We start from the raw sequence: 13,761 nt of genomic DNA on the forward strand, positions 1-13,761 counted from the left end.
TTGTTTATATATATTCTATTATTTAAATAGAATATAAAGATATTTGTTCTTATATTACGTTTGAAATTATTGTTTTAATGATGAATTGATATTTAATATTAATTATTTATTTAATGAAAAATGAATCTTGATTATTATTAATAAAAAAAGATATTAATAAATTGTAAAACAGTGACGAGATCATTTTCATAAAAAAAGAAACCTTGTCTAATAAAGAGAAGGTTTCTTTTGCCAATGGTATTATATAATTTTATGGTTAGTAGCCCACGGCTTTACCTGCTGGACGTCGAACATCATTTGAACCATAAAGATAACCTTCGCGTATCGCCCCTGAAACAGCAGAATCATTACCTGACGAAGCAGGGATCACTCCTTGTTCTCCTGGAAGGCCGACCATAATCAATTCAGCCGCGCCCCATGGCGTTTGTTCGACCATTTTATATCCCATGGCAGAAAGTTTTTCTAAGGTATCTTTTGATAATCCTCGTTGTTCATAATAAACCTCATCAGGTAGCCATTGATGATGAATTCGGGGGCTATTGACGGCTTCTTGGGGGGACATACCAAACTCAATAATATTAAGTGCCGTTTGTAAGGTGATTGAGATAATACGAGAGCCTCCCGGTGAGCCTAATACAAGAAAGGGTTTGCCATCTTTAGTCACAATGGTTGGACTCATTGAGGACAGTGGACGTTTTAATGGGGCAATACTATTTCGTTCACCTTGTACTAAGCCATAAAGATTTTTCTCGCCAACTTTAGTTGTAAAATCATCCATCTCATTATTGAGGAAAAAGCCAGTCCCCGGGGCGATAACGACAGCACCAAAACGACCATTGATGGTGTAAGTGGTTGAAACGGCATTACCATCTTTATCAATCACCGAATAATGGGTGGTTTCAGGGCTTTCATGAGGTGCAATACCGGGTTGTACCTTTTCTGATGGGGTGGCTTTATTCGGTGTAATTTGTTGGCGAAGCTCTGCGGCGTAGGCTTTACTTAATAACTTTTCTGTTGGATTGTTTATAAATTGCGGATCGCCAAGAAAGGTGTTTCTATCCATATAAGCATGACGCATAGCTTCTGTGAGCGTGTGAACATATTCGGCAGAGTTAAAACCCATCGATTTCAGATCGTAGCCTTCTAAAATATTCAGTGTTTGGCAAATAGTGACGCCCCCTGAACTGGGAGGAGGAGCAGAGATAAATTCATAACCTCGATAAGTACAGGTAATGGGAGGTGTTTCGGTAATAGTGAAGTTCGCAAAATCTTCTTTGGTTAATAACCCATTATGCTGTTTTGAAGCTTGTTCTACTTTTTTAGGGATTTCCCCTTGATAGAAAGCATCAGCACCTTGGTTGGCGATAAGTTCAAGTGTATTGGCTAAGTCTGTTTGAATGAGGCGATCGCCAGGCTGCCATGGTGTTCCATCAGGCTTTAAGAAAATTTTTGCTGATTCAGGATCTTGTTTAAATCGCTCTGTGGTGGTGTCTAATACGTCAGTATCAGCACGGGTTAAAATATAGCCTTCTCTGGCTAGTTTAATAGCGGGAGCCATCACTTCTTGGCGTGAAAGTGTGCCATATTTTTCTAATGCAGCATCAAGTCCTTTCACTGTACCCGGCACCCCTGAGGCAAGATAGCCGTATAGGCTTGCCTCTTTAATCAAGTTACCGTCTTTATCTAAATACATATTTTTAGACGCTGCCGTAGGCGCCGTTTCTCGAAAATTAATAAAGGTATTGGTGCCATCAGCAAGGTGTATAGTCATAAAACCACCACCGCCAATATTTCCACAACAAGCATTTACCACAGCTTGTGCATAGCCAACAGCAACAGCTGCATCAATGGCATTCCCTCCTTTTTGCAAAATATCTTTTCCTACTTGTGAGGCTAAATGTTGTGAAGAGACCACCATACCTTGTTGTGCTTCAACCGCTGGCTCATAGGCGGCATAGAGTGCAGGTGAAAAAAGTGTGGTAAGTAACAGCAGGTGCGTTTTTTTTATAGTAATCATGATTATATCCATTAATAACAGTGGGTTAGTTTCAATAGAGATAAGTGAAAGTAGGTGTGTATACGCTAGTATTAATGTGGTTAACAATTACGTAACAATAAGTATAGAGAGAAGTTATTAATGACGAGAATTTTTTTTGAAGAGATGATCACAAAATCATCTTTAAGCGAATAAATAATAATGTTATGTACAAATAGTAATCTTAATAAATTGAGTTGAAAGACAAAAGAATAGATGGAGTATTAATAAAAAAGCCTGTTTCACAGGCTTTTAGCAAATATTTGTTTAGCTTACTGGAATATTACAGTTTGCCTGAGTTCGCTTTCAGATATTTAGCAACACCGTCTGGAGATGCGCCCATACCTTCTTGGCCTTTTTCCCATTGTGTAGGGCAAACATCACCGTGCTCTTCGTGGAATTGTAGTGCATCAACCATACGGATCATTTCGTCAATATTACGGCCTAATGGCAGGTCGTTTACCACTTGGTGACGAACGACACCTTCTTTGTCGATCAGGAATGAACCACGTAGTGCAACACCCGCTTCTGGATGTTCGATACCGTATGCTTTAATGATATCGTGTTTGATATCAGCAACCATTGGGTATCTTACTTCACCAATACCGCCATCATCGATAGCTGTTTTACGCCATGCGTTATGTACGAATTCTGAGTCCATAGAAACGCCGATGATTTCAACACCACGTTTTTGGAACTCTTCAAAACGGTGATCAAATGCAATCAGTTCTGAAGGGCAAACAAAAGTGAAGTCCATTGGCCAGAAGAAAATAACCGCAGGTTTGCCTTTGATAAATGAATGCAGGTTGAAATCATTAACAATTTCACCGTTACCTAAAACAGCAGCTGCTGTGAAATCTGGGGCTTTGCGAGTAACCAGAACCATAATGTACTCCTGTAAATTGAAAGAGTTTATACTCGTCATATTTCAAGTTGTCGCGTTGTTGACTGCGTTCACTCGAACTATTTAGAGTAAATTTAGGGGATACCCTGTTTTTAAATTTAGGGTGATGCCCTGTTTTTAAATGATGTATACAGCATAAATAATCAATCGTTATTGATAAAATCATACAGAACAATCTATTTGATAGGTTATAACGATGAATTTTATACAACAAAAATGACTTATTTATGACTCCTTGTATAACTATCTATTCTAATCAACTTTATAAATGAATACTACGCTTGTTAACGGATCGTTACCAATAAAAAGATAAATTGACGTAGTCTCTGTTTGCTCGATTCAATGTAATGCTTAACCATGACAAACAGATGAATAAAAAGAGCCTTAATGTATCAGTCATCCAGCTGATGATGTTGTGCTCTTTCTAACAATTGTGGATAAAATTGCCAAAAAATCTCACTTAACTCTTTATAATGCGTTTCTAGTGCAATATAAGAGCCTGCAAGCGCACTTAAACGCGGTCTTCTTTTTGCCATGCCTTTTAACGTCTGTGCTATATAAGTTTTATCAGCATAACGAGTCAACCACGCTTGGGGCCATAAATATTCATTGAGCTCTTGAAATTTTTCCGGAGTTCGCCATAAATCCGGTTCAATGGTATTGCGCACATAAGTAACAAATTCCAAGAGCGGTATGTCAGGTTCAAATTTATCCCAATGTAGTGAGAGAAAATGATCCCAAAATATATCCAAAGTAATGGGTGCAACGCGGCGGTATTCATTCGGAAAAAGTTGTCGAGCTTGTTTAACTAATGGATGAGTATCAGTCAGCACATCAATACGCCTATGCATGCGAATGCCGTCAATTACCGCTTGGCTGTAATCGTTACTCGGCGTACCTTTTACATAGTCCGCCATCATATTGCCTAATAAGGAGCTTTTCGCTCTAAAGGCGAGGTGTAAGTGAGCAAGATAGTTCATTGTACTATCATAGCGCTTTTTAAATAAAAAAGTGCTTCTTTGTTGCACTGATTAACATGCAGCACTAGACTAGTGCGCCTGTTTTTTATGAAAGTAGTCGTTTAATTATGCGTGTATCCGATTTTAGATTTGACCTGCCTGAGTCCTTAATTGCTCACTATCCTCACCCCCAACGTAGTGGGTGCCGATTATTATCCCTAGAGGGGAAAACGGGCAATTTATCTCACGGTGTCTTTACGGATGTATTAGATAAACTCAATGCCGGTGATTTACTTGTATTTAATAATACTAGAGTGATCCCCGCGCGTATTTATGGTCGTAAAGCCTCCGGTGGCAAGATAGAAGTATTAGTGGAGCGTATGCTAGATGAACATCGTGTGTTAGCCCATGTTCGTGCATCAAAGTCACCCAAAGAGGGCGCATCACTGATTTTAGGGGAAGACGAAAGTGTACAAGCAACCATGATTGCACGCCATGATACACTATTTGAAATCCGTTTTGATGATGAAAGAGATGTGCTGACTATTTTAAATAGTATCGGTCATATGCCTCTTCCTCCTTATATTGATCGTCCAGATGAAAGATCCGATAAAGAGCTTTATCAAACGGTCTATAATGAGCGTCCCGGTGCAGTAGCTGCACCCACAGCCGGATTGCATTTTGATGAGCCGTTATTAGAAGCGTTACGTAACAAAGGCGTTGAGATGGCTTTTGTCACTTTGCATGTTGGTGCTGGTACTTTCCAGCCTGTTCGTGTGGATAATATCGAAGAACACACTATGCATTCCGAGTATGCTGAAGTCCCTCAAGAGGTGGTAGATGCCGTGCTCGCTTGTAAGGCACGAGGTAATCGGGTGATTGCCGTGGGTACAACGTCTGTTCGCTCTTTAGAGAGTGCGGCTAAAGCTGCCAAAGATGCATTAATTGCTCCTTTTTTTGATGATACGCAAATTTTTATTTATCCAGGTTACCAATATCAAGTTATTGATGCTTTGATAACTAACTTCCATTTGCCAGAATCAACCTTAATTATGCTGGTTTCTGCATTTGCTGGTTATAAAAATACCATGAATGCTTATAACGTAGCGGTTGAACAGAAGTATCGTTTTTTCAGTTATGGTGATGCGATGTTTATTACGCGTAATCCTTTAGCTATCAATGAAAAAGTGGGTGAAGAGTAGGGCTTTATTCTATTTTTTAACGTTTTTTTTCATTTTATGACCGGTTATGTCAATTTTGCTGCTTGATCTCTTTGACTAAGCACAGCTTTTGTTGATGTAACATATACAGCCGTCTAACAAATGATTAGAATGTGCTGTTTTTATTATGCATTGGACTGTTTTTCTGATGCTTGGAGGATGAGTGAAATACGAATTAGATAAAACAGATGGTCATGCCCGTCGTGGTCGTCTTAAGTTTGAACGCGGTGTCGTTGAAACACCTGCATTTATGCCTGTAGGGACATACGGTACAGTTAAAGGGATGACACCTGAAGAAGTTGAAGCCACAGGTGCACAAATCCTTTTAGGCAATACTTTCCATTTATGGTTACGTCCTGGTCAAGAGATCATGAAATTACACGGTGATTTGCATGACTTTATGCAGTGGAAAGGGCCAATTTTAACCGATTCAGGTGGTTTCCAAGTCTTTAGTTTAGGCGCAATGCGTAAAATTAAAGAAGAAGGTGTGCATTTCCGTAACCCAATTAATGGTGAAAAGATTTTCTTAAGCCCAGAAAAATCAATGGAAATTCAGTACGATCTTGGATCAGATATTGTGATGATCTTCGATGAGTGTACGCCATATCCATCAGATTGGGATTATGCTAAAAATTCCATGGAGATGTCATTACGCTGGGCTAAACGTAGTCGTCAACGCTTTGATGAATTAAACAACAAAAATGCATTATTCGGTATTATTCAAGGCGGCGTTTACGAAGATTTACGTGATATCTCGGTGAAAGGGCTAGTGGAAATCGGCTTTGACGGTTACGCTGTTGGGGGCCTAGCTGTTGGTGAACCTAAAGAAGATATGCACCGTATTTTAGAACATGCTTGTCCACAAATCCCTGCGGATAAACCTCGTTATTTAATGGGTGTAGGTAAACCTGAAGATTTAGTTGAAGGTGTTCGTCGTGGTATCGATATGTTTGACTGTGTGATGCCAACACGAAATGCACGTAATGGACATCTGTTTGTAACAAATGGTGTCATTAAAATTCGTAATGCTAAACATCGTTCAGATACATCAACTCTGGATGAACATTGTGATTGCTACACCTGTAAAAATTATAGTCGCGCTTACCTACATCATCTTGATCGCTGTAACGAAATTTTAGGAGCAAGGCTGAATACTATCCATAACTTACGCTATTATCAGCGTCTAATGGCTGAAATTCGTCAAGCAATTGATGAGTCACGTTTCGAAGATTTCGTGCATGAGTTCTACGAACGTATTGGTAAACCAGTTCCACCGCTAAATAGCAGTGCGAGTAAGTGCGATTAATGTATACGAGAAAGCCCAATTCTGTGTATGATATTGGGCTTATAACTTGAGTATCGTCGATATCGACAACAATGAGGAAAAAGTGAATGAGTTTTTTCATTTCTGATGCTGTTGCTTCTGCTGGACAAGCAGCACCTGAAGCAAGCTTTATGTCTATTTTACCGATGTTAGTGATCTTTATTTTAATTTTCTATTTTATGATCCTACGTCCTCAGCAAAAACGTACTAAAGAACACCGTAAACTGATGGAATCTATTGGTAAAGGTGATGAAGTGTTAACTACTGGTGGTTTAATCGGCCGCGTTGTTAAAGTTTCAGATAACGGCTATATCGTTGTTGCTCTGAATGAAACAACTGAAGTAACTATCAAACGTGACTTTGTTGCCGCTGTATTACCAAAAGGCACAATGAAAGCTATTTAATTTGATTTCCCCAAAGGGAAAAGGGAACTGCCGTGCTAAACCGTTATCCTTTGTGGAAGTATCTGATGTTGATATTCGCTATCCTCATCGGTCTGCTTTACGCACTTCCTAACCTATATGGTGAGGATCCGGCTGTTCAAATCACTGGCGCGCGGGGAACCGCCGCCAATGAGCAAACACTGGATCAAGTTCGATCTTTATTAGATAAAGAAAAAATTGAAGCGAAATCAATCGCCCTTGAAAATGGTGCGATTTTGGCTCGTTTCAGTAACCCTGACATTCAGTTACGTGCCCGTGAAGCGTTGTTACCTGCGTTAGGTGACAAGTTCGTTGTTGCACTTAACCTTGCACCAGCTACGCCAAAATGGTTAGAAGCCATTGGCGGTGAGCCGATGAAATTAGGGTTAGACTTACGTGGTGGTGTTCACTTCTTAATGGAAGTTGATATGGAAACCGCGTTAGGTAAACTTCAAGAACAAAATGTTGATAGTTTACGTACTTTATTACGTGACGAAGGCATTCCATATTCTTCTATCCGCAAAACGGATAATTATGGTGTTGAAATCCGTTTCCGCAACGCTGATGACCGTTCTAAAGCATCAGATTATCTTGCGCGTCGTAACCAAGATCTCATTTTTAGAAATGGGGATAATAACTCGTTAAAAGCTATTTTTACCGACGAGCGTTTACGTGATGCGCGTACTTATGCGGTACAACAAAATATCACCATCCTACGTAACCGTGTCAACCAATTAGGGGTTGCTGAGCCATTAGTTCAACGCCAAGGTGCTGACCGCATTGTTGTTGAATTACCGGGTATTCAAGATACGGCTCGTGCGAAAGAAATCCTAGGTGCAACAGCAACATTAGAATTCCGTTTAGTGAATACTAATGTTGATCCTTCCGCCTTAGAAACAGGACGCATCCCGGGTGACTCAGAAGTGAAATACACTCGAGATGGTAGACCAACCATTCTTTATAAACGTGTTGTATTGACGGGTGACCATATTACCGATTCAACGTCACAAGCCGATGAGTACGGCCAGCCTCAAGTAAGTATTTCACTTGATAGTGCTGGTGGCTCTATTATGTCTAACTTTACCAAAGATAACGTCGGTAAACCGATGGCTACTCTTTTTGTAGAGTATAAAGACAGCGGTAAACGTGATGAAAACGATCGCGCAATTTTGGTAAAAAATGAAGAAGTTATTAACGTGGCTAATATTCAAACCCGTTTAGGTAATAACTTCCGCATTACTGGTATCTCTAATGCGAATGAAGCACGTCAATTATCTCTGTTATTACGTGCTGGAGCATTGATTGCACCTATTCAAATCGTTGAAGAGAGAACCATTGGGCCAACATTAGGTCTTCAGAACATAACTCAAGGTTTAGAAGCTTGTTTATGGGGTCTGATAGCCTCTGTTGCCTTTATGATTATTTATTATCGTAAATTTGGTGTGATCGCGAGTACGGCGCTATTAGCAAACTTGGTGTTAATTGTGGGGGTCATGTCATTATTACCCGGTGCAACGTTAACCATGCCTGGTATTGCGGGTATTGTCTTAACCCTTGCGGTTGCGGTCGATGCTAACGTACTGATCAACGAGCGTATTAAAGAAGAGTTACGTAATGGTCGCTCAGTACAACAAGCTATCCATGAAGGTTATAAAGGTGCCTTCTCCAGTATTATTGATGCGAACTTAACCACGTTAATTACTGCCGTGATCCTTTATGCAGTCGGTACTGGCTCCATTAAAGGGTTTGCTATCACAACTGCTATCGGGGTTGCGACATCCATGTTTACCGCTATTGTGGGTACACGTGCGATTGTAAACCTGCTGTATGGCGGTAAACGCATCAAGAAACTGTCTATTTAAGGAGCACGTTGTGGCACAGGATTATACTGTTGAACAATTAAACCATGGTCGTAAAGTCATTGACTTTATGCGTTGGGACAACGTCGCCTTTACTATTTCGTTTCTGCTTTTGGTAGCATCTATTGCTATCATTTCCGTGAAAGGATTTAACTGGGGATTAGATTTTACTGGAGGAACGGTTATTGAGATCAATCTCAGTCAACCGGCCGATCTAGATAAAATGCGTGATAGCTTGGCAGCCGCCGGCTATAAAGATCCTCTGTTACAAAACTTTGGTAGCAGCCGCGATATTATGGTGCGTATGCCTCCTGTTGAAGGACAGGCTGGTCAAGAATTAGGTAAGAAAGTCATCGATATTATCAATGTTGAAATTGATAATGATGCAACAGTCAAACGTATTGAATTTGTTGGGCCAAGTGTCGGGAGTGAATTGGCTCAAACAGGGGCAATGGCGTTACTTTCTGCACTTATCTGTATTCTGATCTATGTTGGATTCCGTTTTGAGTGGCGTCTAGCATTAGGGGCTGTTATTTCACTTGCCCATGACGTGGTGATCACTTTGGGTATTTTATCACTCTTCCAAATTGAGGTTGATTTAACCATTGTCGCGTCATTGATGTCTGTTATCGGTTATTCCTTGAACGATAGTATCGTGGTATCAGATCGTATTCGTGAGAATTTCCGTAAAATTCGTCGTGGTACCTCTTATGAGATCATGAACGTTTCACTAACACAGACATTAAGCCGTACCATCATGACATCAGCAACAACATTATTAGTTGTGTTGATGCTCTATATCTTTGGTGGTTCAATGCTTAAAGGCTTCTCTTTAGTGATGTTAATCGGTGTTTCATTCGGTACTGTTTCATCTATTTATGTGGCTTCTGCATTAGCACTGAAAATGGGCATGAAACGCGAACACCTGATTGTTCAAAAAGTGGAAAAAGAGGGTGCAGATCAGACAACACTCTTACCTTAATAGAGCGTTTTTCTGACATAAACATCGCAAACACCCTGCCAGTTAATGACTGACAGGGTGTTTTTTGTTCACTGAACAGGTACACTGTTTAGGAGTTTTGTCAACAGTAGGAATAACTATGCATTGTCCATTTTGCACAGCCGTAGATACCAAAGTAATTGATTCGAGACTTGTTGGTGATGGCTCACAAGTGCGCCGTCGTCGTCAATGCCTTGTTTGCCATGAGCGCTTTACTACCTTTGAAGTCGCAGAGCTTGTGATGCCTCGTGTTGTGAAAAGTGATGAAATCCGTGAGCCTTTTGATGAAGAAAAGCTACGTAGAGGAATGCTCAAAGCATTAGAAAAACGCCCTGTGAGTTCTGATGATGTTGAAGCTGCCATTAATCATATCAAATCACAATTAAGGGCAACGGGCGAAAGAGAGATACCTTCCAAACAGATCGGTAATTTTGTTATGGAACAATTAAAGAAACTGGATAAAGTTGCTTATATCCGTTTTGCTTCGGTTTATCGCAGTTTTGAAGATGTGCGCGATTTTGGCGAAGAAATTGCAAAATTACAAGATTAATCATTCGCTTCACACGACTATTTGAAAATAACGATAAATAATAAATCTATGATGACAATTAACAACAGCAACAATCCTACGGGCAATGAGCCGGCTAATGATGAAACCTATATGCGTCGAGCGATAGAGTTAGCTGCATTAGGACGTTTTACAACATCACCTAACCCAAATGTGGGATGCGTGATTGTGAAAGAAGGGAAGATTATAGGTGAAGGTTATCACCATCATGCAGGTGGTCCACATGCCGAAGTGAATGCATTAAATATGGCGGGTGAAAATGCCAAAGGTGCTACTGTCTATGTTACGCTTGAGCCATGTAGCCACTTTGGTAAAACGCCTCCTTGTGCTGATGCTTTAATCAACGCCGGGGTAAAACGTGTTGTTGCTGCAATGCAAGATCCCAATCCTCAAGTGGCAGGACGTGGTTTACATAAATTAGTCGCTGCAGGTATTGATGTTTCTCATGGCGTATTAATGCAAGAAGCTGAAAAATTGAATATCGGCTTTTTTAAACGTATGAGAACAGGGTTTCCTTATATCCAATTAAAACTGGCCGCCTCTTTAGACGGTAAAACGGCATTAGCATCAGGGGAAAGTCAATGGATAACCTCTAACGCTTCGCGACAAGATGTGCAAAACTTTCGCGCGCAAGCTAGTGCTATTTTAACAACGAGTGCCACTGTTTTAGCCGATGATCCTGCAATGAATGTGCGTTGGGAAGCATTATCCGATGAGATAAAAGCGATTTATCCACTAGAGTCATTACGCCAGCCTATTCGCATTATTACCGATAGCCAAAATAGGGTAACTCCCGACTATAAAATTACACAACTTGCAGGTGAGTGCTTGCTTGCTCGGACTCACTCTCAGCAAGAAGATTGGCAAGGTGATGTCTCAGAAATTTTGCTTCCTACTAATGGCAAAAATAGTAGTGTCGATTTAGTGTTATTAATGATGCAGTTAGGTAAACGCAATATTAATAGTGTATGGGTTGAGAGTGGCGCACATTTTGCTGGCGCACTATTAGAGCTTGGTCTTGTTGATGAGCTTATCATTTATATTGCTCCGAAAATTTTAGGCAATGATGCTCGAGGTTTATTATCCATTTCACCACTGTCGTCATTATCTGAAGCCCCTGAATTTACAATAGATTCTCTTCAACAAATCGGTCCTGATATCCGCGTTTGTTTAAAACCTCGTTATTAATAGATGCAAATATGTGTGTCTATGGCGCTATTTGTAGTAAAATAGCGCCGTGTGTGTTATTCCCTGTCGTTACGACATTGTTATCAGCCAACTAACTACCTTGATTTATCAAGGATTTTTGGCTCCTTTGCTGTGTTATCATAAAACTGAGCGCAGTAAAGGAAAGAATGTGATAAAATCCGCGCCCCGCGGATAGGAGAAAAAGGTAACCTATGAACGTAATCAAAGGTGTTGTCGCGGCGCCAAACGCACGTGTAGCGATTGCAATTGCCCGTTTTAATAATTTTATTAATGATAGCTTGTTAGAAGGTGCCGTTGATGCACTTGAGCGTATCGGACAAGTTTCCTCAGAAAATATTACCGTCGTTTGGGTTCCTGGCGCTTATGAGTTGCCATTAACTGTAAAAGCATTAGCAGAAAGCGACAAATATGATGCAGTTATCGCGTTAGGCACTGTTATCCGTGGTGGAACCGCACATTTTGAATACGTTGCTGGCGAATGCAGCTCTGGCCTTTCTCATGTTGCAATGCAAAGTGAGATCCCTGTGACTTTTGGTGTATTAACCACTGAAAGCATTGAGCAGGCAATTGAACGAGCTGGTACTAAAGCGGGCAATAAAGGTGCTGAAGCTGCAATGACAGCACTTGAAATGATCAATGTACTTAAAGCCATTAAAGGCTAATCATCTGTTTTAACTAAAGGGGAATTTTGTGAAACCTGCTGCTCGTCGTCGTGCTCGTGAGTGTGCTGTACAAGCTATCTACTCATGGCAATTATCCGGAAATGACATCGCGGATGTGGAATTGGAGTTTTTATCCGAGCAGGATACCCAAGGTGTAGATATTGCTTATTTCCGTGAGCTTTTAGTGGGTGTTGCAATCAATGCAGCACGTTTAGATAAGGCGATGGAGCCTTATTTATCACGTCAACTGGAAGAGCTAGGCCAAGTTGAAAAAGCGATTTTACGTTTAGCTATGTTTGAACTCAGCTTCCGTGAAGATGTTCCTTATAAAGTAGCCATTAACGAAGCGATTGAATTGGCTAAGGTGTTTGGTGCTGATGACAGCCATAAATTTGTCAATGGCGTGTTAGATAAAGCTGCACCAACTGTACGTAAAAAATAACGTTCTTCACGTTTCCTCTATGGTAAATTAATAATCCAAGGCCGGTTACTCCGGCCTTTTATTTAATAAGCATTGCTTCATAGGAAATTGATAATGCCTTGTGGTGAATTCTCCCTCATTAAACAATATTTCACTTCTCAGCCAGTTAAACGCAAAGATGTGAGTACGGGAATTGGGGATGACTGTGCAATATTGACTGTACCTGAAAAGCAACAAGTGGCAATTAGTACTGATACCTTAGTCAGTGGAATACACTTCCTGCCAACCATTTCCCCTGAAGATTTAGCGTATAAAGCATTAGCGGTCAATATTAGTGACTTAGCCGCGGTGGGGGCAGATCCTGCTTGGGCTTCATTAGCTTTAACATTGCCAAAAGTTGATAATGATTGGCTTGAGGCCTTTAGTCGCTCTCTATTTGCATTAGCAGAGTATTATTCTATTCAATTGATTGGTGGGGATACAACCAAAGGGCCATTGAGCTTAACCATCACAATACAAGGTTTAGTTCCTCAAGGTATGGCTCTATTACGCTCAGGGGCTAAAATTGGTGACTGGATCTATGTTACAGGCTTTTTAGGTGATAGCGCGGCAGGACTCGCGGTTTTACAAAATAGATTACAACCTAGTCAACCAGAAAGCCGAGACTATTTTATTACTAGGCATTTGCGTCCGCAGCCTCGTCTTTTACAGGGGCAAGCATTAAGATCTTTAGCAAGTGCTGCTATTGATATTTCTGATGGTCTTATTTCAGATCTAAACCATATTTTAACGGCAAGTGGTTGTGGTGCTCGTATTAACTTAGATGCGTTGCCTTATTCTGCGGCAATGAAATCACAGGTGAGTAAAGAGCAAGCTGAAATTTGGGCATTAAGTGGTGGCGAAGACTATGAACTATGCTTTACCGTGCCTGAAATAAATCGTGGGGCTTTAGATATTGCTTTAGCCCATACGGGCGCTGACTTTCATTGCATAGGGCAAATTATGCCAATTGCAGAAGGTATACGTTATTTACGTGAAGGTAAAGAAGTGCACCCTAATCTGAAAGGGTTTGATCACTTTGGTGATAATAAATAAATCATATCGCTATAAACAAAAGGCGCTTAATGAGCGCCTCTGAAATCAAAATAATGTTATTAATCATTTTAATGATAATTCAA

At 40.5% G+C, this 13,761-nt stretch carries 13 protein-coding genes; 10 read left to right on the top strand and 3 right to left on the bottom strand.

The genetic code is table 11. The features are described from left to right. Positions 1 to 256 precede the first annotated feature (256 nt). The 3 genes from ggt to ACYUCW_RS08880 all read right to left on the bottom strand — a co-directional run bounded on the left by ggt (position 257) and on the right by ACYUCW_RS08880 (position 3,919). Positions 257 to 2,017 carry a gamma-glutamyltransferase gene (gene ggt / locus ACYUCW_RS08870; RefSeq protein WP_036894229.1) on the bottom strand — a complete coding sequence of 587 codons (1,761 nt, stop codon included), beginning with the start codon at positions 2,015 to 2,017 and terminating at the stop codon, positions 257 to 259. A 301-nt stretch (positions 2,018 to 2,318) separates the two neighbouring features. After that, on the bottom strand, positions 2,319 to 2,921 hold the full coding sequence (locus ACYUCW_RS08875) for a peroxiredoxin C (protein WP_460408408.1): 603 nt from the start codon (positions 2,919 to 2,921) through the stop codon (positions 2,319 to 2,321). A 410-nt stretch (positions 2,922 to 3,331) separates the two neighbouring features. After that, on the bottom strand, positions 3,332 to 3,919 hold the full coding sequence (locus ACYUCW_RS08880) for an acyl carrier protein phosphodiesterase (RefSeq protein WP_004245145.1): 588 nt from the start codon (positions 3,917 to 3,919) through the stop codon (positions 3,332 to 3,334). A gap of 107 nt (positions 3,920 to 4,026) precedes the next feature. Here ACYUCW_RS08880 and queA point away from each other — a divergent pair, with 107 nt between their 5' ends. The 10 genes from queA (at position 4,027) to thiL (ending at position 13,678) form a co-directional block, all read left to right on the top strand. Then, positions 4,027 to 5,100: a tRNA preQ1(34) S-adenosylmethionine ribosyltransferase-isomerase QueA gene (queA, locus tag ACYUCW_RS08885; RefSeq protein WP_004245144.1), complete on the top strand. Its 1,074-nt coding sequence runs from the start codon at positions 4,027 to 4,029 to the stop codon at positions 5,098 to 5,100. 181 nt (positions 5,101 to 5,281) lie between these two features. Then, positions 5,282 to 6,424, top strand: coding sequence for a tRNA guanosine(34) transglycosylase Tgt (gene tgt / locus ACYUCW_RS08890; protein WP_460408410.1), 1,143 nt, complete (start codon positions 5,282 to 5,284; stop codon positions 6,422 to 6,424). An 86-nt stretch (positions 6,425 to 6,510) separates the two neighbouring features. Next, entirely contained in the window at positions 6,511 to 6,846 is a 336-nt protein-coding gene (gene yajC, locus ACYUCW_RS08895) for a preprotein translocase subunit YajC (protein ID WP_004245142.1), read from the top strand. A 32-nt stretch (positions 6,847 to 6,878) separates the two neighbouring features. Beyond that, the gene (gene secD, locus ACYUCW_RS08900; protein ID WP_012367466.1) at positions 6,879 to 8,726 is read left to right on the top strand and encodes a protein translocase subunit SecD; all 1,848 of its coding nucleotides are present in this window, start codon (positions 6,879 to 6,881) and stop codon (positions 8,724 to 8,726) included. A 10-nt stretch (positions 8,727 to 8,736) separates the two neighbouring features. Beyond that, positions 8,737 to 9,705 carry a protein translocase subunit SecF gene (gene secF / locus ACYUCW_RS08905; RefSeq protein ID WP_004247209.1) on the top strand — a complete coding sequence of 323 codons (969 nt, stop codon included), beginning with the start codon at positions 8,737 to 8,739 and terminating at the stop codon, positions 9,703 to 9,705. 118 nt (positions 9,706 to 9,823) lie between these two features. Continuing rightward, entirely contained in the window at positions 9,824 to 10,273 is a 450-nt protein-coding gene (gene nrdR / locus ACYUCW_RS08910) for a transcriptional regulator NrdR (protein ID WP_004245139.1), read from the top strand. 48 nt (positions 10,274 to 10,321) lie between these two features. After that, on the top strand, positions 10,322 to 11,479 hold the full coding sequence (gene ribD, locus ACYUCW_RS08915) for a bifunctional diaminohydroxyphosphoribosylaminopyrimidine deaminase/5-amino-6-(5-phosphoribosylamino)uracil reductase RibD (RefSeq protein ID WP_004252583.1): 1,158 nt from the start codon (positions 10,322 to 10,324) through the stop codon (positions 11,477 to 11,479). A gap of 212 nt (positions 11,480 to 11,691) precedes the next feature. Further along, positions 11,692 to 12,162 (top strand): 6,7-dimethyl-8-ribityllumazine synthase, encoded by a 471-nt coding sequence (gene ribH, locus ACYUCW_RS08920; protein WP_004245137.1) that lies wholly within the window; start codon positions 11,692 to 11,694, stop codon positions 12,160 to 12,162. A 28-nt stretch (positions 12,163 to 12,190) separates the two neighbouring features. Further along, the gene (gene nusB, locus ACYUCW_RS08925) at positions 12,191 to 12,604 is read left to right on the top strand and encodes a transcription antitermination factor NusB (RefSeq protein ID WP_004245136.1); all 414 of its coding nucleotides are present in this window, start codon (positions 12,191 to 12,193) and stop codon (positions 12,602 to 12,604) included. A gap of 93 nt (positions 12,605 to 12,697) precedes the next feature. Continuing rightward, positions 12,698 to 13,678 (top strand): thiamine-phosphate kinase, encoded by a 981-nt coding sequence (thiL, locus tag ACYUCW_RS08930; RefSeq protein WP_012367469.1) that lies wholly within the window; start codon positions 12,698 to 12,700, stop codon positions 13,676 to 13,678. The last annotated feature ends 83 nt before the right edge of the window (positions 13,679 to 13,761 follow it).

The organism is Proteus sp. MB838, from assembly GCF_054767435.1.

Excerpts from the sequence above, each read along its gene's own strand:
- yajC (WP_004245142.1), top strand. The coding sequence starts at position 6,511 with ATGAGTTTTTTCATTTCTGATGCTGTTGCTTCTGCTGGACAAGCAGCA.
- ribD (WP_004252583.1), top strand. The coding sequence starts at position 10,322 with ATGATGACAATTAACAACAGCAACAATCCTACGGGCAATGAGCCGGCT.
- queA (WP_004245144.1), top strand. The coding sequence starts at position 4,027 with ATGCGTGTATCCGATTTTAGATTTGACCTGCCTGAGTCCTTAATTGCT.
- ribH (WP_004245137.1), top strand. The coding sequence starts at position 11,692 with ATGAACGTAATCAAAGGTGTTGTCGCGGCGCCAAACGCACGTGTAGCG.
- ACYUCW_RS08880 (WP_004245145.1), bottom strand. The coding sequence starts at position 3,919 with ATGAACTATCTTGCTCACTTACACCTCGCCTTTAGAGCGAAAAGCTCC.
- nrdR (WP_004245139.1), top strand. The coding sequence starts at position 9,824 with ATGCATTGTCCATTTTGCACAGCCGTAGATACCAAAGTAATTGATTCG.
- thiL (WP_012367469.1), top strand. The coding sequence starts at position 12,698 with ATGCCTTGTGGTGAATTCTCCCTCATTAAACAATATTTCACTTCTCAG.
- ggt (WP_036894229.1), bottom strand. The coding sequence starts at position 2,017 with ATGATTACTATAAAAAAAACGCACCTGCTGTTACTTACCACACTTTTT.
- ACYUCW_RS08875 (WP_460408408.1), bottom strand. The coding sequence starts at position 2,921 with ATGGTTCTGGTTACTCGCAAAGCCCCAGATTTCACAGCAGCTGCTGTT.